At 60.5% G+C, this 18,577-nt stretch carries 19 protein-coding genes; 17 read left to right on the top strand and 2 right to left on the bottom strand.

Going from position 1 to position 18,577, the window contains the following annotated elements; genetic code table 11:
* The first annotated feature begins 14 nt into the window (after nucleotides 1-14).
* The 17 genes from C9E91_RS17740 to C9E91_RS17660 all read left to right on the top strand — a co-directional run bounded on the left by C9E91_RS17740 (nucleotide 15) and on the right by C9E91_RS17660 (nucleotide 16,360).
* Nucleotides 15-794 carry a succinate dehydrogenase iron-sulfur subunit gene (locus C9E91_RS17740; RefSeq protein ID WP_107109594.1) on the top strand — a complete coding sequence of 260 codons (780 nt, stop codon included), beginning with the start codon at nucleotides 15-17 and terminating at the stop codon, nucleotides 792-794.
* A gap of 40 nt (nucleotides 795-834) precedes the next feature.
* A complete protein-coding gene (locus tag C9E91_RS17735) occupies nucleotides 835-1,641 on the top strand; it encodes a nucleotidyltransferase domain-containing protein (RefSeq protein ID WP_107109593.1) in 807 nt (268 codons plus the stop codon).
* Nucleotides 1,642-1,783: 142 nt separating this feature from the next.
* Nucleotides 1,784-2,302: a protease inhibitor Inh/omp19 family protein gene (locus C9E91_RS17730; protein WP_107109930.1), complete on the top strand. Its 519-nt coding sequence runs from the start codon at nucleotides 1,784-1,786 to the stop codon at nucleotides 2,300-2,302.
* Between the two features lie 63 nt (nucleotides 2,303-2,365).
* A complete protein-coding gene (gene zapE / locus C9E91_RS17725; RefSeq protein ID WP_107109592.1) occupies nucleotides 2,366-3,529 on the top strand; it encodes a cell division protein ZapE in 1,164 nt (387 codons plus the stop codon).
* A 180-nt stretch (nucleotides 3,530-3,709) separates the two neighbouring features.
* Nucleotides 3,710-4,672 (top strand): malate dehydrogenase, encoded by a 963-nt coding sequence (gene mdh, locus C9E91_RS17720; protein ID WP_107109591.1) that lies wholly within the window; start codon nucleotides 3,710-3,712, stop codon nucleotides 4,670-4,672.
* Nucleotides 4,673-4,699: 27 nt separating this feature from the next.
* Nucleotides 4,700-5,893 (top strand): ADP-forming succinate--CoA ligase subunit beta, encoded by a 1,194-nt coding sequence (gene sucC, locus C9E91_RS17715; RefSeq protein WP_107109590.1) that lies wholly within the window; start codon nucleotides 4,700-4,702, stop codon nucleotides 5,891-5,893.
* Between the two features lie 5 nt (nucleotides 5,894-5,898).
* Nucleotides 5,899-6,390 (top strand): DUF1579 family protein, encoded by a 492-nt coding sequence (locus C9E91_RS17710; protein ID WP_107109589.1) that lies wholly within the window; start codon nucleotides 5,899-5,901, stop codon nucleotides 6,388-6,390.
* Between the two features lie 12 nt (nucleotides 6,391-6,402).
* Nucleotides 6,403-7,305 (top strand): succinate--CoA ligase subunit alpha, encoded by a 903-nt coding sequence (gene sucD / locus C9E91_RS17705; RefSeq protein ID WP_107109588.1) that lies wholly within the window; start codon nucleotides 6,403-6,405, stop codon nucleotides 7,303-7,305.
* A 176-nt stretch (nucleotides 7,306-7,481) separates the two neighbouring features.
* Entirely contained in the window at nucleotides 7,482-10,466 is a 2,985-nt protein-coding gene (locus tag C9E91_RS17700; RefSeq protein ID WP_107109587.1) for a 2-oxoglutarate dehydrogenase E1 component, read from the top strand.
* 17 nt (nucleotides 10,467-10,483) lie between these two features.
* A complete protein-coding gene (locus C9E91_RS17695) occupies nucleotides 10,484-10,804 on the top strand; it encodes a YciI family protein (RefSeq protein ID WP_107109586.1) in 321 nt (106 codons plus the stop codon).
* Nucleotides 10,805-10,836: 32 nt separating this feature from the next.
* Complete coding sequence (odhB, locus tag C9E91_RS17690; RefSeq protein ID WP_107109585.1) at nucleotides 10,837-12,060, top strand: 2-oxoglutarate dehydrogenase complex dihydrolipoyllysine-residue succinyltransferase; 1,224 nt, start codon at nucleotides 10,837-10,839, stop codon at nucleotides 12,058-12,060.
* A 14-nt stretch (nucleotides 12,061-12,074) separates the two neighbouring features.
* Nucleotides 12,075-12,317 (top strand): hypothetical protein, encoded by a 243-nt coding sequence (locus C9E91_RS17685; RefSeq protein WP_245407520.1) that lies wholly within the window; start codon nucleotides 12,075-12,077, stop codon nucleotides 12,315-12,317.
* Between the two features lie 20 nt (nucleotides 12,318-12,337).
* A complete protein-coding gene (locus C9E91_RS17680) occupies nucleotides 12,338-12,844 on the top strand; it encodes a hypothetical protein (RefSeq protein ID WP_107109929.1) in 507 nt (168 codons plus the stop codon).
* Nucleotides 12,841-13,596 carry an SDR family oxidoreductase gene (locus tag C9E91_RS17675; protein ID WP_107109584.1) on the top strand — a complete coding sequence of 252 codons (756 nt, stop codon included), beginning with the start codon at nucleotides 12,841-12,843 and terminating at the stop codon, nucleotides 13,594-13,596. Before C9E91_RS17680 ends, C9E91_RS17675 begins: the two co-directional genes overlap by 4 nt.
* A gap of 18 nt (nucleotides 13,597-13,614) precedes the next feature.
* Entirely contained in the window at nucleotides 13,615-14,253 is a 639-nt protein-coding gene (locus C9E91_RS17670) for a LysE family translocator (RefSeq protein WP_107109928.1), read from the top strand.
* Nucleotides 14,254-14,282: 29 nt separating this feature from the next.
* Nucleotides 14,283-15,689: a dihydrolipoyl dehydrogenase gene (gene lpdA, locus C9E91_RS17665; protein ID WP_107109583.1), complete on the top strand. Its 1,407-nt coding sequence runs from the start codon at nucleotides 14,283-14,285 to the stop codon at nucleotides 15,687-15,689.
* Nucleotides 15,690-15,847: 158 nt separating this feature from the next.
* The gene (locus tag C9E91_RS17660; RefSeq protein WP_107109582.1) at nucleotides 15,848-16,360 is read left to right on the top strand and encodes a DUF2867 domain-containing protein; all 513 of its coding nucleotides are present in this window, start codon (nucleotides 15,848-15,850) and stop codon (nucleotides 16,358-16,360) included.
* Here C9E91_RS17660 and C9E91_RS17655 read toward each other — a convergent pair.
* Both C9E91_RS17655 and C9E91_RS17650 read right to left on the bottom strand, forming a co-directional pair.
* The gene (locus tag C9E91_RS17655; RefSeq protein ID WP_107109581.1) at nucleotides 16,338-17,429 is read right to left on the bottom strand and encodes a TraB/GumN family protein; all 1,092 of its coding nucleotides are present in this window, start codon (nucleotides 17,427-17,429) and stop codon (nucleotides 16,338-16,340) included. The two genes, C9E91_RS17660 and C9E91_RS17655, sit on opposite strands and share 23 nt — an antisense overlap.
* Nucleotides 17,430-17,559: 130 nt before the next feature.
* Nucleotides 17,560-18,495 carry a tyrosine recombinase XerC gene (locus tag C9E91_RS17650; RefSeq protein WP_107109580.1) on the bottom strand — a complete coding sequence of 312 codons (936 nt, stop codon included), beginning with the start codon at nucleotides 18,493-18,495 and terminating at the stop codon, nucleotides 17,560-17,562.
* Between the last annotated feature and the right edge of the window lie 82 nt (nucleotides 18,496-18,577).

Genomic DNA, 18,577 nt, shown 5'->3' with positions numbered 1-18,577 from the left:
GAGAGGAACTGACCATGGTTGAACTCGCTCTCCCCAAGAACTCTCAGATGCGTGAAGGCAAGGTCTGGCCGAAGCCGGCAGGCGCGACGAATACGCGGGAATTCCGTGTCTATCGCTGGAGCCCGGACGACGGCCTGAACCCGAGCATAGACACCTATTATATCGACGTCGATGATTGCGGCCCGATGGTGCTCGACGGCCTGCTCTACATCAAGAACAAGATCGACCCGACGCTGACGCTGCGCCGTTCCTGCCGCGAAGGCATTTGCGGCTCCTGCGCGATGAACATCGACGGCACCAATACGCTCGCCTGCACCAAAGGCCTGGACGAGATCAAGGGCACGGTGAAAATCTATCCGCTGCCGCATATGCCCGTCGTCAAGGATCTCGTGCCGGATCTGACGAACTTCTATGCTCAGCATCGCTCGATCGAGCCCTGGCTGAAGACGGTGTCGCCGCCGCCAGCAAAGGAATGGAAGCAGAGCCATGAGGATCGTCTGAAGCTCGACGGCCTTTATGAATGCATCCTCTGCGCCTGCTGCTCGACCTCCTGTCCGAGCTATTGGTGGAACGGCGACCGTTATCTCGGCCCGGCTGTCCTTCTGCAGGCCTATCGCTGGCTGATCGACAGCCGCGACGAGGCAAAGGGCGAGCGTCTCGACAATCTCGAAGATCCGTTCCGCCTTTATCGCTGCCACACGATCATGAACTGCGCCCAGACCTGCCCCAAGGGTCTGAACCCGGCCAAGGCGATCGCCGAAATCAAGAAGATGATGGTCGAGCGGCGGATCTGACCGGCGCCCGACATCGCGAGGTGATGGGGATCGAAGTCGCATGACGATGGAAGGCTTTGCGCCGGAGGCAGTAGCTGAAATTCGCTTGCGGCTTGCCTCGGTCAAATCTGAAGGCATTCGCATCGGCCTTGCCATCGAAAGCGGAAGCCGAGCCTGGGGGTTCCCGTCACCCGATAGCGACTATGATTGCCGCTTTGTCTATGTCAGGCCAGAGCGGGATCATTTTTCCCTGTTTCCGCATCGCGATGTCATTGAATTTCCCATTGTGGGAGACATCGACACCGGCGGCTGGGACTTGCGCAAGGCGCTGCTCCTAGCGCTGAAAGGCAATGCCGTTCTTGTCGAATGGTTGAAATCCCCGCTTGTCTATGAAGAAGAGCCTGGCTTTCGCGAGCGTCTTGGCGCTTTGCTGGAAGCGATCATGGTGCCGGGAAAGGTTGCTCATCACTATATCGGCCTGATGAAACAGCACCAGCCGGGCGATGGAGCCGAGCCAGTACGGTTAAAAAAGTTGCTTTACGGCATTCGACCGGCCATAGCGCTGGAGTGGATGCGGCAGACCGATTTCTCAAAACTGCCGCCGATGAACATGCTCGAATGCCTTGAAGACATCGACATAGCCGAAAAAATGCGGGCAGCAATTCTGCAATTGGTAGCTCTCAAGAAAGAGACACGCGAGATGGGCGAAGGCGCGCCGCCAGCGCCGCTCATGGAATTCTTGTCGAGCTCGCTTGCACGTTATTCCGATTTTTCCAGCAAACTTCGTCAGGACGCCGACCGCGATAAAAAGATGCAAGAACTCGCCAATCATTTCTATCTGGATGAGGTTCGTCGGGTTAAGCCTTGAAATGACCGGATTCTTGCGGAGCTATGGCCCCTAGCGATTTGTGCTGTGTAGCGACTTGATTAACCAAAGTGAAATACGATAATCCCAACCTAACTAAGCGCCAGTTTGCAAACCTCGATGGTGGACAATTAGGAGTATGATGATGCAATTGAGATATGCAGCGACGGCTGCGGCGATCAGTCTGTCGCTTGCCGGTTGCCAGCGCACAGCATACAACAACGACGATTATTCTGCCGCGCCACTGCAGGCTCAGCCCGTTCCTTCTGTCCAATCCAGCCAGCTTCCGCCCACGACCGGTGCCTCGCAGTTTCCTGCGGCGCCAACGAATACGCCGAATGCGGGTAATCAGCAGCAACAGCAGGCGATGGCCGCTTCTGCGCAGGACGTGACCAAGGAATCCATGGTCGGTAGCTGGAAGGTCAGCAATGGCGGTGCGAGCTGCGACATGTTCCTGACGCTCACCAATCTCGGCAGTGGTTCGCGCGGCGGAACGCGCGGTTGCGCGGGCGAACTCACGACGATGGGTTCCTGGGAAGTTTCCGGCAAGCAGGTTATCTTGAAGAACCGTGATGGCAGCCAGATCGGCACGCTCTACAAGACGGCCGATTCGCGCTTCAACGGTTCCACGGCGTCCGGCCAGCCGCTCAGCCTCAGCCGATAAAGCTCTTTTGAAGCGGTTGGACCATACCGGCCGCTTCCTCCTTGCACAGGCGGGTATCTCCCCATGCAGCCCATGCCCGACTATTCCATCAGCGTCGTCGAACACCTAAAGACGCTGACGGCTTCCGGATCGCTTCAGGTGGATTCGGCGCAGATGGATGTGGCGAAATCCCTCGATCGCGTGCTTGCAGATCTCAAGCGGAAACGACCGGCGACCAAATCGAGCGCGCTCGGCTGGATGTTTGCGGCGCGCAAGAAGCCGGCCCAGATCGTCCGCGGTCTCTATATCCATGGCAGTGTCGGGCGCGGCAAGACCATGCTGATGGACATGTTCTTCGGCATGGCGCCATGCAGCAAAAAACGCCGGGCGCATTTCCATGAGTTCATGGCGGACGTACATAACCGCATCGCCGCCCATCGGCTGAAGTTCAAGAACGGCGAGACCAAGCAGGCCGATCCGGTGCCGCCGGTCGCAGCCGAGCTTTATGGTCAGGCAGAGCTGCTTTGCTTCGACGAATTCACGGTGACCGATATTGCCGATGCGATGATCCTGTCGCGGCTGTTTTCCGAGCTGTTTTCACTCGGCTGCGTATTGGTTGCCACGTCGAATGTCGAGCCGGACAATCTCTATCGTGACGGCCTCAATCGCGGCCTGTTCCTGCCCTTCATCGATCTTCTCAAGCGTCATGTCGATATCGTCACGCTGGACTCGCCGACGGATTACCGCATGGAGAAGCTGAACAGCCAGCCGGTTTATTTGATCCCGATCAACGAGCGCACGGATATGGCGATGGATGCGTCGTGGGTGCAGGCGCTGCACGGACGCAAGGCGCAGCCGCTGGAGATCCCGATGAAGGGACGTTCGATCCATGTGCCGCTTGCCGCCGATCGTATGGCGCGTTTCTCCTTCGCCGATCTCTGCGAGCAGCCCCTGGGTGCGGCCGATTTCCTGGCCATCGCCAAACGGTTCGATACAATCTTTCTCGATCGCGTTCCGAAGCTCGGGCCGGAAAAGCGCAACCAAACCAAGCGTTTCATCATTCTCATCGACACGCTTTACGATCATTCGGTCCGGCTTTTCGTGTCGGCCGAGGCGATGCCGGAAGACCTTCTGATCGAAAGGCGCGGCACCGAAGGCTTCGAGTTCGACCGCACCGCATCGCGGCTTTTCGAGATGCGCAGCGCGGAATATCTCGCCCAGACTCACGGAAAACGTGCGGCCGAGTAACGATTTGGTGACAAAATGTCTTACGTTTACGTAAGACATTTTTGATCTAACCGATTGAAATCCCTGATCCAAAAATAATCAATTGCCAATTTCGACCTTTGGGTCTATGCGAATGGCGGCAATGGTGGATGCCTTGCAAGGTGTCCCGCCACGGATTTTGATCGCAAAGGATACACCGAAATGGCGCGCAACAAGATCGCACTTATTGGTTCTGGCATGATTGGTGGCACGCTGGCGCATCTCGCCGGCCTGAAAGAATTGGGCGACATCGTCCTGTTCGACATCGCGGACGGCATTCCCCAGGGCAAGGGTCTCGACATCGCCCAGTCTTCGCCTGCCGAAGGCTTCGACGCCAACCTCACCGGCGCCAGCGACTACTCCGCGATCGAAGGCGCTGACGTCTGCATCGTCACCGCCGGCGTTCCCCGCAAGCCGGGCATGAGCCGCGACGATCTTCTCGGTATCAACCTCAAGGTCATGGAACAGGTCGGCGCTGGCATCAAGAAGTATGCCCCGGACGCTTTCGTCATCTGCATCACCAACCCGCTCGACGCCATGGTCTGGGCTCTGCAGAAGTTCTCGGGCCTGCCGACCAACAAGGTCGTCGGCATGGCTGGCGTACTTGACTCGTCGCGCTTCCGCCTCTTCCTCGCCAAGGAATTCAACGTCTCGGTCGAAGACGTCTCGGCTTTCGTTCTCGGCGGCCATGGCGACTCGATGGTGCCGCTCGCTCGTTACTCCACCGTTGCCGGCATTCCGCTGACCGACCTCATCACCATGGGCTGGGTCACCAAGGAACGCCTCGAAGAAATCATCCAGCGCACCCGTGATGGCGGTGCCGAGATCGTCGGTCTGCTGAAGACCGGCTCGGCCTACTACGCTCCGGCCGCTTCCGCCATCGCGATGGCTGAATCCTACCTCAAGGACAAGAAGCGCGTCCTGCCGTGCGCAGCCTACCTCTCCGGCCAGTACGGCGTGAAGGACATGTATGTCGGCGTTCCCACCGTCATCGGTGCCGGCGGCATCGAGCGCGTGATCGAGATCGACCTGAACAAGGCCGAGAAGGAAGCCTTCGACAAGTCGGTCGCAGCCGTTGCCGGCCTCTGCGAAGCCTGCGCCACCATCGCGCCGTCGCTGAAGTAATTTCCGCGTTCCAACAGGGATAAATCCATGAACATTCATGAATATCAGGCCAAGGCTCTGCTGAAGACCTATGGCGCACCCGTCGCGGACGGCGTTGCCATCTTCTCCGCCGATGAAGCCGAAGCCGCCGCAAAGCAGCTTCCGGGCCCGCTTTACGTCGTCAAGAGCCAGATCCATGCCGGCGGTCGCGGCAAGGGCAAGTTCAAAGAACTCAGCCCCGACGCCAAGGGCGGCGTTCGCCTCGCCAAGTCGATCGAGGACGTCGTTGCCAATGTCAAGGAAATGCTCGGCAACACGCTGGTGACCAAGCAGACCGGCCCGGCCGGCAAGCAGGTCAACCGCCTCTACATCGAAGACGGCGCCGACATCGACCGCGAACTCTACCTCTCGATCCTGGTTGACCGCTCGGTCGGCAAGGTTGCCTTCGTCGTTTCGACCGAAGGCGGGATGGACATCGAGACAGTTGCGCACGACACGCCGGAAAAGATCATCACCGTCGACATCGATCCGTCGACGGGCGTGACGGTCGCCAACTCGGCTGCCCTTTCCAACGCGCTGAAGCTCGAAGGCGCTGCCCGCGAAGACGCTGCTAAGCTCTTCCCGATCCTCTACAAGGCCTTCGTCGAGAAGGACATGGCCCTGCTCGAAGTCAACCCGCTGATCGTCATGACCAACGGCAATCTGCGCGTTCTCGACGCCAAGGTCTCCTTCGACGGCAACGCGCTGTTCCGTCACGAGGACATCGTTGCGCTGCGCGACACGACCGAGGAAGACGCCAAGGAAATCGAAGCGCACAAGTATGACCTCGCCTATGTCGCCCTCGACGGCAATATCGGCTGCATGGTCAACGGCGCCGGCCTTGCCATGGCCACCATGGACATCATCAAGCTCTACGGCGCCGAGCCGGCGAACTTCCTCGATGTCGGCGGCGGCGCTACCAAGGAAAAGGTCACCGCGGCCTTCAAGATCATCACCGCAGACCCGGCTGTCGAAGGCATCCTGGTCAACATCTTCGGCGGCATCATGAAGTGCGACGTCATCGCCGAAGGCGTGCTCGCAGCCGTCAAGGAAGTCGGTCTGAAGGTTCCGCTCGTCGTCCGCCTCGAAGGCACCAACGTCGAGCTCGGCAAGAAGATCATCAACGAATCCGGTCTCAATGTCATCTCCGCCGATGACCTGGACGATGCCGCCCAGAAGATCGTGAAGGCAGTCAAGGGCTGATCGGGATGGCTGCTTCCTTCGCTCCAACGGCTGCTCATCTCCGCCTCGGTGCCTTTGCAGGCACCTGGGAAGGGGAAGAGCGTGTCGCGGCTTCGGCCTGGACGAAGGAAGGAACGGCAACCGCGCAGCTCACGGCCGAGTGTCTGTTCGGCGGATTTTTCGTCGAACAGCGCTACGTACAGATGCGGGACGGCAGCACATCGTTCGAAGCCCGGAACATTCTCGGCTTCGACGCTGCGGATCAGGCCTACAAGCTTTATCAGTTCGATACGGTGGGCTTCGTGCCCGCCGCGCCGGCCTCCGGCGAATGGATCGACGACAAGCTTGTCCTGACCAAGGTCTCGCCGCGCGGTTCGCAATGCACTCTCTTCCAGTTCGAAAATGAAGACTGCTACCGCATGGGCGTCACTTTCTCGCCCGCCGGCAGCGATACATGGCAGGAGGTCGTCAGCGGCGTCTATCGTCGCGTTGCCTCCGCGTCTTCCAACCTCTCGTAACAAAGGCCTCGCATGTCTATTCTCATCAACAAAGACACCAAGGTTCTGGTTCAGGGCCTGACCGGCAAGACCGGTACCTTCCACACCGAACAGGCGCTTGCCTATCACGGCACGAAGATGGTCGGCGGTATCCACCCCTCCAAGGGTGGTGAAACCTGGACCGGCAAGGACGGCGAAAAGCTGCCGATCTTCAAGTCCGTCGCCGAAGGCAAGGACGCCACCGGCGCCAACGCCTCAGTCATCTACGTTCCGCCGGCCGGCGCTGCTGCTGCGATCCTCGAAGCGATCGAAGCTGAAATCCCGCTGATCGTCTGCATCACGGAAGGCATTCCGGTTGCCGACATGGTCAAGGTCAAGGATCGCCTCCAGAAGTCGAAGTCGCGCTTGATCGGGCCGAACTGCCCGGGCGTGCTCACCCCGAACGAATGCAAGATCGGCATCATGCCGGGCTCCATCTTCAAGAAGGGCTCCGTCGGTGTTCTCTCGCGTTCCGGCACGCTGACCTATGAAGCCGTGTTCCAGACCACCAATGAAGGCCTCGGCCAGACGACGGCTGTCGGCATCGGCGGCGACCCGGTCAAGGGCACCGAATTCATCGACGTCCTGGAAATGTTCCTCGCCGACGACGAAACGAAGTCGATCATCATGATAGGCGAAATCGGCGGTTCGGCTGAAGAAGAAGCCGCGCAGTTCCTCAAGGACGAAGCCAAGAAGGGCCGCAAGAAGCCGATGGTCGGCTTCATCGCCGGCCGCACGGCACCTCCCGGCCGCACCATGGGCCATGCTGGCGCCGTGATTTCCGGCGGCAAGGGCGGCGCGGAAGACAAGATTGCAGCGATGGAAGCGGCAGGCATTCGCGTGTCGCCTTCGCCGGCACGTCTCGGCAAGACGCTTGTGGAAGTCCTGAAGGGCTGATCCTACCTGTAGCAAGACCCGGACGGGTAGCGGCATCCGCACATCCCGTCCGGCTTTTGAATTTGTAAGAGCAGATGTACGGTCCACGGGATCGCAGACGAAATGTGGTCGCCGGATTTCCATAAGCCGGCAAAGTAAACAAGTCGGGAGGCGGACGAGAGCGTCCGCATATCACCATGGCAAGGCAAGAAGCCAACGAGCAATTTCAAATCACCTCGTTCCTGGACGGCGCCAACGCTGCTTATATCGAGCAGCTTTATGCGCGCTACGAGGAAGACCCATCGTCGGTGGCCGACGAGTGGCAGTCGTTCTTCAAGGCACTGGAAGACAGTCCCGACGATGTGAAGAAGGCGGCCAAGGGCGCCTCCTGGCAGCGCAAGAACTGGCCGATCCAGGCAAACGGCGAACTCGTTTCCGCACTCGACGGCAACTGGGGCATCGTCGAGAAGGTCATCGAGACCAAGGTGAAGGCCAAGGCCGAAGCCGCCGGCAAGCCGACCGATACCGCCGACGTCCTGCAGGCGACGCGCGATTCCGTCCGCGCCATCATGATGATCCGCGCCTATCGCATGCGCGGCCACCTGCACGCCAAGCTCGACCCGCTCGGCATCGCTGCCGCCGTGGAAGACTACAAGGAGCTGTCGCCGGAAGCTTATGGCTTCACCGAGGCCGACCTCGACCGTAAGATCTTCATCGACAACGTGCTCGGCCTTGAATATGCAAGCGTGCGCGAGATGATGGAAATCCTCGAGCGCACCTATTGTTCGACGCTCGGCGTCGAATTCATGCATATCTCCAATCCGGAAGAGAAGGCCTGGATTCAGGAACGCATCGAGGGCGTCAACAAGGGCATCAACTTCAGCGCGGACCGCAAAAAGGCGATCCTGCAGAAGGTGATCGAATCCGAAGGCTACGAGCAGTTCCTCGACGTCAAGTTCAAGGGCACCAAGCGTTTCGGCCTCGATGGCGGTGAATCGCTCATCCCGGCGCTGGAGCAGATTCTCAAGAGCGGTAGCCAGCTTGGACTCAAGGAAGCCGTGTTTGGTATGGCCCATCGCGGCCGTCTGAACGTGCTTTCGCAGGTCATGGCCAAGCCGCATCGTGCAATCTTCCACGAGTTCAAGGGCGGCTCCTACGCGCCGGACGAAGTCGAAGGCTCGGGCGACGTCAAGTACCACCTTGGCGCTTCCTCGGACCGCGATTTCGACGGCACCAAGGTGCACGTTTCGCTGACGGCCAATCCGTCGCATCTGGAAATCGTCAACCCTGTCGTCATGGGCAAGGTCCGCGCCAAGCAGGATATGAGCGCCACCCTCTGGGATGGCGATATCATTCCGCTCTCCGAACGCGCCAAGGTCGTGCCGCTGCTGATCCATGGCGATGCCGCTTTCGCCGGTCAGGGCGTCGTGGCTGAAATCCTCGGCCTTTCCGGTCTGCGCGGCCACCGCGTCGCCGGCACGATGCACGTCATCATCAACAACCAGATCGGCTTCACCACCAATCCAGCCTTCTCGCGTTCGTCGCCCTATCCGTCCGACGTTGCCAAGATGATCGAAGCGCCGATCTTCCACGTCAACGGCGACGATCCGGAAGCGGTCGTCTATGCCGCGAAGATCGCGACCGAATTCCGGATGAAGTTCCACAAGCCGGTCGTGATCGACATGTTCTGCTACCGCCGCTACGGCCACAATGAAGGCGACGAGCCGTCCTTCACGCAGCCGAAGATGTACAAGGTCATTCGCGCCCACAAGACGGTGCTGCAGCTCTATTCCGAGCGGCTGGTCGGCGAAGGCGTGTTGACCGAAGGCGAAGTCGAGAAGATGAAGGCCGACTGGCGCGCCCATCTCGAACAGGAGTTCGAGGCTGGCCAATCCTACAAGCCGAACAAGGCCGACTGGCTGGACGGCGAGTGGTCGGGTTTGCATACGGCCGACAATGCCGACGAGCAGCGTCGCGGCAAGACTGCCGTGCCGATGAAGAGCCTGAAGGATATCGGCCGCAAGCTGTCGGAAATCCCGGCGGGCTTCCATGCGCATCGCACCATCCAGCGCTTCATGGAAAACCGCGCCGGCATGGTCCAGACAGGTGAAGGCATCGACTGGGCAATGGCGGAAGCGCTGGCTTTCGGCTCGCTGGTGGTCGAAGGCCACAAGATCCGCCTGTCCGGTCAGGATTGCGAGCGCGGCACCTTCTCGCAGCGTCATTCGGTTCTCTACGATCAGGAAACCGAAGAGCGCTACATCCCGCTCGCCAACCTGTCGCCGACCCAGGCCCGCTACGAAGTCATCAACTCGATGCTGTCGGAAGAGGCGGTTCTCGGCTTCGAATACGGCTATTCGCTGGCTCGTCCGAATGCGTTGACGCTTTGGGAAGCGCAGTTCGGCGACTTCGCCAACGGTGCGCAGGTCATCTTCGACCAGTTCATCTCGTCGGGCGAACGCAAGTGGCTGCGCATGTCCGGCCTCGTCTGCCTGCTGCCGCACGGCTATGAAGGTCAAGGTCCGGAACACTCCTCGGCCCGTCTCGAGCGTTATCTGCAGCTCTGTGCCGAAGACAACATGCAGGTCGCCAATGTCACCACGCCGGCGAACTACTTCCACATCCTGCGCCGTCAGTTGAAGCGCGATTTCCGCAAGCCGCTCATTCTGATGACGCCGAAGTCGCTGCTGCGTCACAAGCGTGCAGTGTCGAGCCTGGCGGAGATGGCGGGGGAAACCTCGTTCCATCGCCTGCTCTGGGACGATGCGGAGGTCATCAAGGACGGCCCGATCAAGCTGCAGAAGGACAACAAGATCCGTCGCGTCGTCATCTGCTCGGGCAAGGTCTATTACGATCTCCTGGAAGAGCGCGAGAAGCGCGGCATCGACGATATCTACCTGCTGCGTATCGAACAGCTCTATCCGTTCCCGGCCAAGGCGCTCATCAACGAGCTCAGCCGCTTCCGCAATGCGGAGATGGTCTGGTGCCAGGAAGAGCCGAAGAACATGGGCGCATGGTCCTTCATCGATCCTTATCTGGAATGGGTGCTTGCCCATATCGATGCCAAGTACCAGCGGGTTCGCTACACCGGCCGTCCGGCCGCCGCCTCTCCGGCGACGGGCCTGATGTCCAAGCATCTGGCGCAGCTCGCTGCATTCCTTGAGGATGCGCTGGGCGGTTAAAGCGATAGGGGTGCGCGATGGCCTATTTTCATCTGAAACTCATGCCGCCGCGCCCCAGCTTCCCACATGACGCCACAGGGGAGGAGATGGCCGCCATGCAGCAACATGCCGCCTATTGGCGCGAACATGCGGATGCCGGAACGGCTGTAGTCGTCGGTCCGGTTTTCGCGGCCGACGGTGCTTTCGGCATGGCTGTCGTCGACGTGGAAGACGCCGATGCCGCCAAGGCGCTTGGTGATGCCGATCCCGTCCTTCTCGCCGGGCTCGGTTTCCGAATCGAAATCTCGCCAATGCCCTCGATCATTCTCCGGCCATCTGCCGCTGGAAATTCCATCTAAGTTTATAACGACGAAAAATCAGGATCTGAACAATGGCCACTGAAATCCGCGTTCCTACCCTCGGCGAATCCGTCAGCGAGGCGACCGTCGGCACCTGGTTCAAGAAGGTCGGCGATGCCATCAAGGCCGATGAGCCGATTCTCGAGCTGGAAACCGACAAGGTGACGATCGAAGTTCCCGCACCCGCAGCCGGCACGCTGTCCGAAATCGTTGTCCAGGCCGGTGAAACCGTCGGCCTCGGCGCGCTGCTCGGCCAGATCAGCGCCGGCAACGGCGCTGCGGCTGCTCCGGCCCAGGCTGCCGCACCGGCTGCTGCCGCCGCGCCGGCACCCGCTGCTCCGGTTGCCGCATCGGCTTCCGCCATGCCGCCGGCCCCTGCTGCCGCCAAGCTGCTTGCCGAAAGCAATCTCTCCGCCGATCAGGTCGATGGCAGCGGCAAGCGCGGCCAGGTCCTGAAGGGCGATGTCATTGCCGCTGTTGCCAAGGCTGCCTCGGCGCCTGCCGCCGCACCGGCTGCTCCGGTTGCCGCCCGTGCGCCGACCACCGTCGAAGATGCCGGCCGCGAAGAGCGGGTCAAGATGACCCGTCTGCGCCAGACGATCGCCAAGCGCCTCAAGGATGCGCAGAACACCGCCGCCATGCTCACCACCTATAACGAGGTGGACATGAAGGCCGTCATGGACCTGCGCAATAAGTACAAGGACATCTTCGAGAAGAAGCATGGCGTGAAGCTCGGCTTCATGGGCTTCTTCACCAAGGCCGTCACGCACGCCCTGAAGGAACTCCCGGCCGTCAACGCCGAGATCGACGGCACCGACATCATCTACAAGAACTACTGCCACATCGGCGTCGCCGTCGGCACGGACAAGGGTCTCGTGGTTCCGATCGTGCGCGATGCCGACCAGATGTCGATCGCCGAGATCGAGAAGGAAATCGGCCGCCTCGGCAAGGCAGCCCGTGACGGCCAGCTCTCCATGGCTGACATGCAGGGCGGCACCTTCACCATCTCCAACGGTGGTGTCTACGGCTCGTTGATGTCCTCGCCGATCCTGAATGCGCCGCAGTCGGGCATTCTCGGCATGCACAAGATCCAGGAACGTCCGGTCGCCATCGGCGGTCAGGTCGTTATCCGCCCGATGATGTATCTGGCGCTCTCCTACGATCACCGCATCGTCGACGGCAAGGAAGCCGTGACCTTCCTCGTGCGCGTCAAGGAAAGCCTGGAAGATCCGGAACGTCTGGTTCTCGATCTCTAAGGGAGCGCTGGCTCATGTCGAAATGGCCCATGCGGACGATGCGCGGACTCTTGTGCGCCGTCGCCGCGTGGATGCCATTTTCCGCTGTCGCGGATGATTTCGACGTAGTAAAGCTCAGCGGCAATTTCGATCTGGCGTCGCTGAGCGACGCCGATCCCACCGCCCGGTCGATCACCGTCTTCCATATGGGCGATGTCGAACGGACCTCCGGCCGCATTGTCGCCAGCGATCCTCTGGCCAAGCCGAGGGGGAAATAACCATGCCGACAAACCACGCGATGGCGCGATTGGCCCCCGTGCATTGGGCGATAATGGCGTTTACAGCCATTCCTACCCCCGCGCTGGCCGATGAATGCGTGCAGGAAAAAGCAGTCTACGGCGACATGGAGAATGCCTACGAGCTGCGTTTCGAGCCGATCGGTTCCGAGGCGGCGGCCGCCAGCAACAAGTTCAAATTTACTGTGCGCAATACGCCGATCGTGGCGGATGGTGTGGTGATGCGCTCGGATGATCAACTGCGCGCCAACGGCCTGATCATGTTCAACTGCCCGGAAGGCGATGTGACGGGCGCCGATCTGCGTGCCTGCACCGTCTGGCAGGGCATGATCTATGCCTCCGACGTGACGGGCAATATCAGCGTGTTGCCGGCGGAGGGTGCTGGCGCCGCAGCGCGGCTGGTCCTGCCGGCGCTCGGACCTTCGATCCGTGAATCCTCCATCTGGGGCAAAGGCAAAGCGACCGTCGCCCCCTGGGATGTCCTGACCTTGAAAGGATGCGGCGAATGACTGGCAAATCCCCTGTTCTTCTCGTCACCGGCGGCAGCCGCGGCATCGGGGCGGCGGTTTCGATTGCCGCTGCCCGGCAAGGCTGGGCCGTGGCCGTCAATTATGCCTCGAACAAAGCGGCCGCGGACACGGTCGTCACCGCGATCCGCGATGCCGGCGGGGAGGCAATTGTGATTGCTGGCGATGTCGGCTCGCCCGAGGACATCCGGTCGATTTTCTCGGTAGTCGACGGGCATTTCGGCCGGCTGGACGGCCTCGTCAACAATGCCGGCATCGTTGACCGTGTGCAGCGTCTGGATGAGATGACGCCGGAGCGGCTCGACCGGATGTTTCGCATCAACATCACCGGCTCGTTGCTTGCGGCTGCGGAAGCCATCCGCCGCATGTCCACCCGCCATGGCGGCAAGGGAGGCGCGATCGTCAATCTCTCGTCCGTCGCGGCCACGTTGGGCGGCGGCGGACAGTATGTCGATTATGCTGCGTCCAAGGGTGCGATCGATACGTTCACGGTCGGTCTGGCGCGAGAGGTGGCGGCTGAGGGCATAAGGGTGAACGCGGTGCGGCCGGGCATCATCGATACTGAAATTCACGCGGCTGCTGGCCTGCCCGATCGGGCGAGCGCGATCGCACCGCAACTGCCGATGAAGAGGGCGGGGACGGCGGAAGAAGTCGCTGACGCCATCCTCTACCTCTTAGGCCCCCAGGCATCCTATATAACGGGCGCCATCCTCGATGTGAGCGGCGGTCGTTGATCGGAAAGGGCAGTGATCATGCAATATGTGTTGGAATTCCTCGGCCTGATGGCGGTGTTTTCGATTTTCATCGTCGCACCGGGCGCTGATTTCGCTGTCATCCTGCGCCAGAGCATCGTGCATGGCCGCCGCGCGGCCGTCATGACCGGCCTCGGCATGGGCTTCTCGCTGCTCTTCCATATCAGCTACACCATTCTCGGTCTCGGCCTCATCGTTTCGAAATCGCTGATGCTCTTCAGCCTGATCAAATGGGCCGGCGTCCTTTATCTCGCCTATCTCGGCATCAAGTCCTTCCGGGAGCCGGGCTTCAAGGTGAAGGAGATCGAGATCGGCGAGGAGGACCGCAAGCCGGTTTCCATCTGGCGCTGCCTGGCGACGGGTTTCATCACCAACGCGCTCAATCCGAAGCCGGTGCTGTTTTTCCTGTCGCTGTTTTCGACGCTCGTGCATCACGACACGCCGGCGCTGATCCAGTTTTCCTATGGCATCGGCATGGCGACGGCACTCGTCGCCTGGTTTGCCGGCGTCTCCGTCTTCTTTACCGTCAAGCCGGTCCGCGATCGCTTCATCGCCAGCGGCAAATGGTTCAACCGCATCACCGGAGCGGCACTTGTCGGCTTCGGCATCCGCCTCGCATTGGCGCGGGCGGCTGACTAACAGAGTTACAAAACAAGGAAATTAAAACCATGTCCTACGATGTGATCATTATCGGAACCGGCCCTGGCGGCTACGTCTGCGCTATCAAGGCGGCGCAGCTCGGCCTCAAGGTGGCAGTCATCGAAAAGCGCACCACGTTCGGCGGCACCTGCCTCAATGTCGGTTGCATCCCGTCCAAGGCGCTGCTGCATGCCTCCGAAATGTTCCATCATGCCGGCCACGGCATGGACGCGCTCGGCATCGAAGTCGCAGCACCGACGCTCAATCTCTCGAAGATGATGGCGCACAAGGATGCGACGGTGAAGTCGAATGTCGACGGCGTCGCCTTCCTCTTCAAGAAGAACAAGATCGATGCCTTCCAGGGCACCGGTAAGATCGTCGCTGCCGGCAAGGTTTCCGTCACGGCCGATGACGGCAAGGTGACTGAGATCGAAGGCAAGAACATCGTCATCGCCACCGGCTCCGACGTTGCTGGCATTCCGGGCGTGTCCCTCGAAATCGATGAGAAGGTGATCATTTCGTCCACCGGCGGCATCGCGCTCGACAAGGTGCCGGCCAACATGATCGTCGTCGGCGGCGGCGTCATCGGCCTCGAACTCGGCTCGGTCTGGTCGCGCCTCGGCGCCAAGGTCACCGTCGTCGAATATCTCGACACGATTCTCGGCGGCATGGACGGCGAAGTTTCGAAACAGTTCCAGCGTATGCTGGCCAAGCAGGGCGTCGACTTCCATCTCAGTGCGAAGGTCACCGGCGTCGAGAAGGTCGGCAACGGCGCCAAGGTCACCTTCGAGCCGGTCAAGGGCGGCGACAAGGTGGTGCTCGATGCCGATGTCGTGCTGGTGTCGACCGGCCGCAAGCCGTACACGGCCGGTCTCGGCCTGGAAGAGGCGGGCGTTGCCCTCGACGCCAGAGGCCGCGTCGAGATTGATGGCCACTTCAAGACCAATGTCGCCGGCATCTATGCCATCGGCGATGTGGTGAAGGGCCCGATGCTGGCGCACAAGGCGGAAGACGAGGGCGTGGCGCTCGCCGAAATCCTCGCCGGCCAGGCAGGCCACGTGAACTACGACGTCATTCCGAGCGTGGTCTACACGCAGCCGGAAGTCGCCTCCGTCGGCAAGACCGAGGAAGAGCTGAAGGCCGCGGGTATTGCCTACAAGGTCGGCAAATTCCCCTTCACCGCCAACGGCCGCGCCCGCGCGATGCTCGCGACGGATGGCTTCGTCAAGATCCTGGCGGACAAGGAGACCGATCGCGTTCTCGGCGGCCACATCGTCGGCTTCGGCGCTGGCGAAATGATCCACGAGATTGCGGTGCTGATGGAATTCGGCGGCTCGTCGGAAGATCTCGGCCGCACCTGCCATGCGCATCCGACCATGTCGGAAGCCGTGAAGGAAGCCGCCCTCGCGACCTTCTTCAAGCCGATCCATATGTAAATTATAGAGACGTATCCTTTGATGTGAGCGGCGGCGGTGATGACGGCCGCCGTTTCCTTTTGCGGGCTGTCGTGAGCGAATTGCCGCAGCCGTCGTTTGTATGTCTGGCTATACGTTGGCTATGCTACTTTGCAGAGAGTGAAACAGCAGACGACAAAATGCCGACAAAGCCCATAATGGTTAAACCACATATGCCGCATCCCGCATTGCCGGGCGCGGACTGGGCTGATTGTTACGAGCTACAGGTACAGGAATCGGATTTTACGGCAGTCGCTGCAGCGCGCACGATGTTCTGCAATTTTCCTTTTTGGGTGCGGTCGCTGCTGAAGCTGCGCGATACGGTCGTCAGTGTCTTCGGCCTGAAATCTACGGGACATCACTCCCTAAATACGTCGGAGACAATCGGCTTCTTTCCGATCGTCAGCAAATCAGAGAACCAAGTTGTTCTCGGCTTCGACGACAAGCACCTTGATTTCCGTGTCGTAATCGATGTGCGGGATGATGGTCAGGGGCGTCGACTCATCGATATAACGACGCTCGTGAAACGGAAAATCTTGCTCGGCCAGATCTATATCGCTGTGATCACGCCGTTCCATCGGTTGATTGTCGAGACAGTGCTGACTGACTTCGGCAAACGAATGGGCGCGCTCAATTCACCGCCGTTACCGTGAAACCCTGCTTGCGCAGCAACTCGACAAGACCCTGATCGCCCACGAGATGCAGCGCACCGACGGCGATGAAGGTGTTGCCCTTGGCGAGGATGGGTGCGGCGCGCTCCACCATGACCTTGTTGCGGTCGAGGATGATGCGTTGTTCGAAGGCGGCGGTATCATCCTCGGACAAATTCTGGTCCGGCACGATATTCTTCAGCATCGGTATCATCGCGCCGATATTGCCGGCGAGATAGAGGTCGGTCATGGTTTCGTTGACGTCGTTGATCTTATCGCCGAGTTCCAACGTCTGAATGAGTGATTTCAGGTGCAGTTCGATCGGCAGATCGCTCATCGCCTTGGCCTGTTCGGCCAATGTTTCCAGGCCTTTTACTTGCCTCCCGCTAGCGGCCGCATCGCTCGCAAGCTTCTGATCGAGGAACTTCATGCCGGTCGCCTTGCGGCGGACTTCGCAGCTTGTCATTTCGAAGGAACTTGAGATCAACCAGGGTTGCATGTGGGCGACGGCGGCGAGCGGCACGCCGCGCTCCTTGAGGCCCGCTTCCAGCTTGGCATTCTCTTCGGGCGACAGATGCTGGCTGATGGTCGAGCCATCGGTCAGCATGGTCAAAGACGGATTGACGAAGAGCGCTGCCGCCGCTTTTTTATCGTCAAGGATTTCGTCGGATTCGACGACGATCGTATCGGCCGCGGCACTTGCTTCGGCTACACCCTTCGGCATGGTCAGCACGCGCGCGTCGCTGACATGCATGGTGCCGAGCAACCAGGAGGGTTTCAGGTCGGGCTTTTCGATCTTCCAGAAAATGCTTTTGCCGTTCGCCACCTTGTCACCCTCGGCGAGGATCGAGGCATATTTCGCGGGATCGCTTTTCTGCAGTTCAGCCATCAGATCCTTGCCGCCGCAGCTATCGGATGCCGTCTCGTCGGCATGCGCCGGCTGCAAGCTGAGTATGGTTGTGATCAACAGAGCTGCCAGCATCAACGGAAAGGCTGCGGCGAGCCAAAGGAGAAGGTCGCCGATTGCCGGTTTCATCGACCGCATCGTCTTAGGTTCGAGGGCAGAAATCATCTAAACCTTCCGCTGGCAGAGGGCATGACTCGTAAAGCGCGAACGTGGTTTTCGCGAGACATGCGGATACATGCTTCTGCTCTATCCGCCTGAGACGCATATTCCCTTAACGCGAGAGGTTAACGCTTTCTTATGCTCGCGGATGAGCCCGATCATAGACTTCCAGCAGCCGTGATGAATCGACGCCAGTATAGACCTGCGTCGTCGAAAGGCTGGCATGGCCGAGCAATTCCTGGATCGTGCGCAGGTCACCGCCACCTGCGAGCAGATGCGTGGCGAAAGAATGGCGCAGCGCATGCGGCGTTGCCGTGTCCGGCAGCCCGAAGGCGCTGCGCAGCTTCTGCATGCCGCGCTGGATGATGCCCTGCTGCAACTTGCCGCCGCGCGCGCCGCGAAAGAGCGGACTAGCTACGTCGAGATGATAGGGGCAAAGCGCGCGGTATTTTTCCACCGCTTCGACGACGATGGGCAACAGCGGCACCAGCCGGGTCTTGTTGCCCTTGCCGGTGACGCGCAGCGCGGTCGCGCCGGGGCGCACGTCTTCTGGCGTCAAATCCAATGCTTCGGAGATGCGCAGGCCGCAGCCATAGAGCAGGGTCAGCACGGCCGTATCGCGCGCGGCGATCCAAGGCTCGTCGTGCATCTGCGCCTCGTCGCTGACAACGGTGATCGCCTGGGTATCCGACAGTGGCTTCGGCAGCGATTTCGGTTGTTTCGGCGACCGCACCGCTGCCGCGCCGGCCGCATTCACCAGCCCCTTCTTTTCGAGATAGCGCAGCAGCGACCGAAGACCGGCCAGGTTGCGCCCGAGCGAACGCGCGCCGGCGCCATCCTTGCGGCGGGCGGCCAGAAAACCGCGGAAGTCGGCGGGGCGCAACGCATGGATGTCCTTGATCGTCGCCGGGCCGCCGAGATGGCCGGTCAGAAAGGTCAGGAATTGCCGGGTATCGCGCTCGTAGGCATCCAGCGTATGGGCGGAAAGCCGCCGCTCCTCACCGAGCGTTTCCAGCCATCGGCTGCGCTCGGTCATCAACTCAGGATCGGCGATAATCAGCAACTCGTTCAGTGGAAAACCCCTTGAAATTCAAATTCCTTCTGCCACTTTGAAGGAGGGAAGGTTATGGAATCGCTAACATTCCTACTGTGCC

The sequence above is a fragment of the Rhizobium sp. SEMIA4064 genome, from assembly GCF_003025035.1.
Classification (GTDB): domain Bacteria; phylum Pseudomonadota; class Alphaproteobacteria; order Rhizobiales; family Rhizobiaceae; genus Rhizobium; species Rhizobium paranaense.
This window is presented reverse-complemented; position numbering and strand designations above follow the sequence as displayed.

What these genes read in the sequence shown, in the direction of transcription:
- C9E91_RS17680 (WP_107109929.1), top strand. Translation starts at nt 12,338, where the DNA reads ATGGCGCGATTGGCCCCCGTGCATTGGGCGATAATGGCGTTTACAGCC.
- lpdA (WP_107109583.1), top strand. Translation starts at nt 14,283, where the DNA reads ATGTCCTACGATGTGATCATTATCGGAACCGGCCCTGGCGGCTACGTC.
- C9E91_RS17685 (WP_245407520.1), top strand. Translation starts at nt 12,075, where the DNA reads ATGTCGAAATGGCCCATGCGGACGATGCGCGGACTCTTGTGCGCCGTC.
- C9E91_RS17710 (WP_107109589.1), top strand. Translation starts at nt 5,899, where the DNA reads ATGGCTGCTTCCTTCGCTCCAACGGCTGCTCATCTCCGCCTCGGTGCC.
- C9E91_RS17695 (WP_107109586.1), top strand. Translation starts at nt 10,484, where the DNA reads ATGGCCTATTTTCATCTGAAACTCATGCCGCCGCGCCCCAGCTTCCCA.
- C9E91_RS17670 (WP_107109928.1), top strand. Translation starts at nt 13,615, where the DNA reads ATGCAATATGTGTTGGAATTCCTCGGCCTGATGGCGGTGTTTTCGATT.
- C9E91_RS17660 (WP_107109582.1), top strand. Translation starts at nt 15,848, where the DNA reads ATGCCGACAAAGCCCATAATGGTTAAACCACATATGCCGCATCCCGCA.
- odhB (WP_107109585.1), top strand. Translation starts at nt 10,837, where the DNA reads ATGGCCACTGAAATCCGCGTTCCTACCCTCGGCGAATCCGTCAGCGAG.
- zapE (WP_107109592.1), top strand. Translation starts at nt 2,366, where the DNA reads ATGCAGCCCATGCCCGACTATTCCATCAGCGTCGTCGAACACCTAAAG.
- C9E91_RS17655 (WP_107109581.1), bottom strand. Translation starts at nt 17,429, where the DNA reads ATGATTTCTGCCCTCGAACCTAAGACGATGCGGTCGATGAAACCGGCA.
- sucC (WP_107109590.1), top strand. Translation starts at nt 4,700, where the DNA reads ATGAACATTCATGAATATCAGGCCAAGGCTCTGCTGAAGACCTATGGC.
- mdh (WP_107109591.1), top strand. Translation starts at nt 3,710, where the DNA reads ATGGCGCGCAACAAGATCGCACTTATTGGTTCTGGCATGATTGGTGGC.
- C9E91_RS17735 (WP_107109593.1), top strand. Translation starts at nt 835, where the DNA reads ATGACGATGGAAGGCTTTGCGCCGGAGGCAGTAGCTGAAATTCGCTTG.
- C9E91_RS17740 (WP_107109594.1), top strand. Translation starts at nt 15, where the DNA reads ATGGTTGAACTCGCTCTCCCCAAGAACTCTCAGATGCGTGAAGGCAAG.
- sucD (WP_107109588.1), top strand. Translation starts at nt 6,403, where the DNA reads ATGTCTATTCTCATCAACAAAGACACCAAGGTTCTGGTTCAGGGCCTG.
- C9E91_RS17730 (WP_107109930.1), top strand. Translation starts at nt 1,784, where the DNA reads ATGCAATTGAGATATGCAGCGACGGCTGCGGCGATCAGTCTGTCGCTT.
- C9E91_RS17700 (WP_107109587.1), top strand. Translation starts at nt 7,482, where the DNA reads ATGGCAAGGCAAGAAGCCAACGAGCAATTTCAAATCACCTCGTTCCTG.
- C9E91_RS17675 (WP_107109584.1), top strand. Translation starts at nt 12,841, where the DNA reads ATGACTGGCAAATCCCCTGTTCTTCTCGTCACCGGCGGCAGCCGCGGC.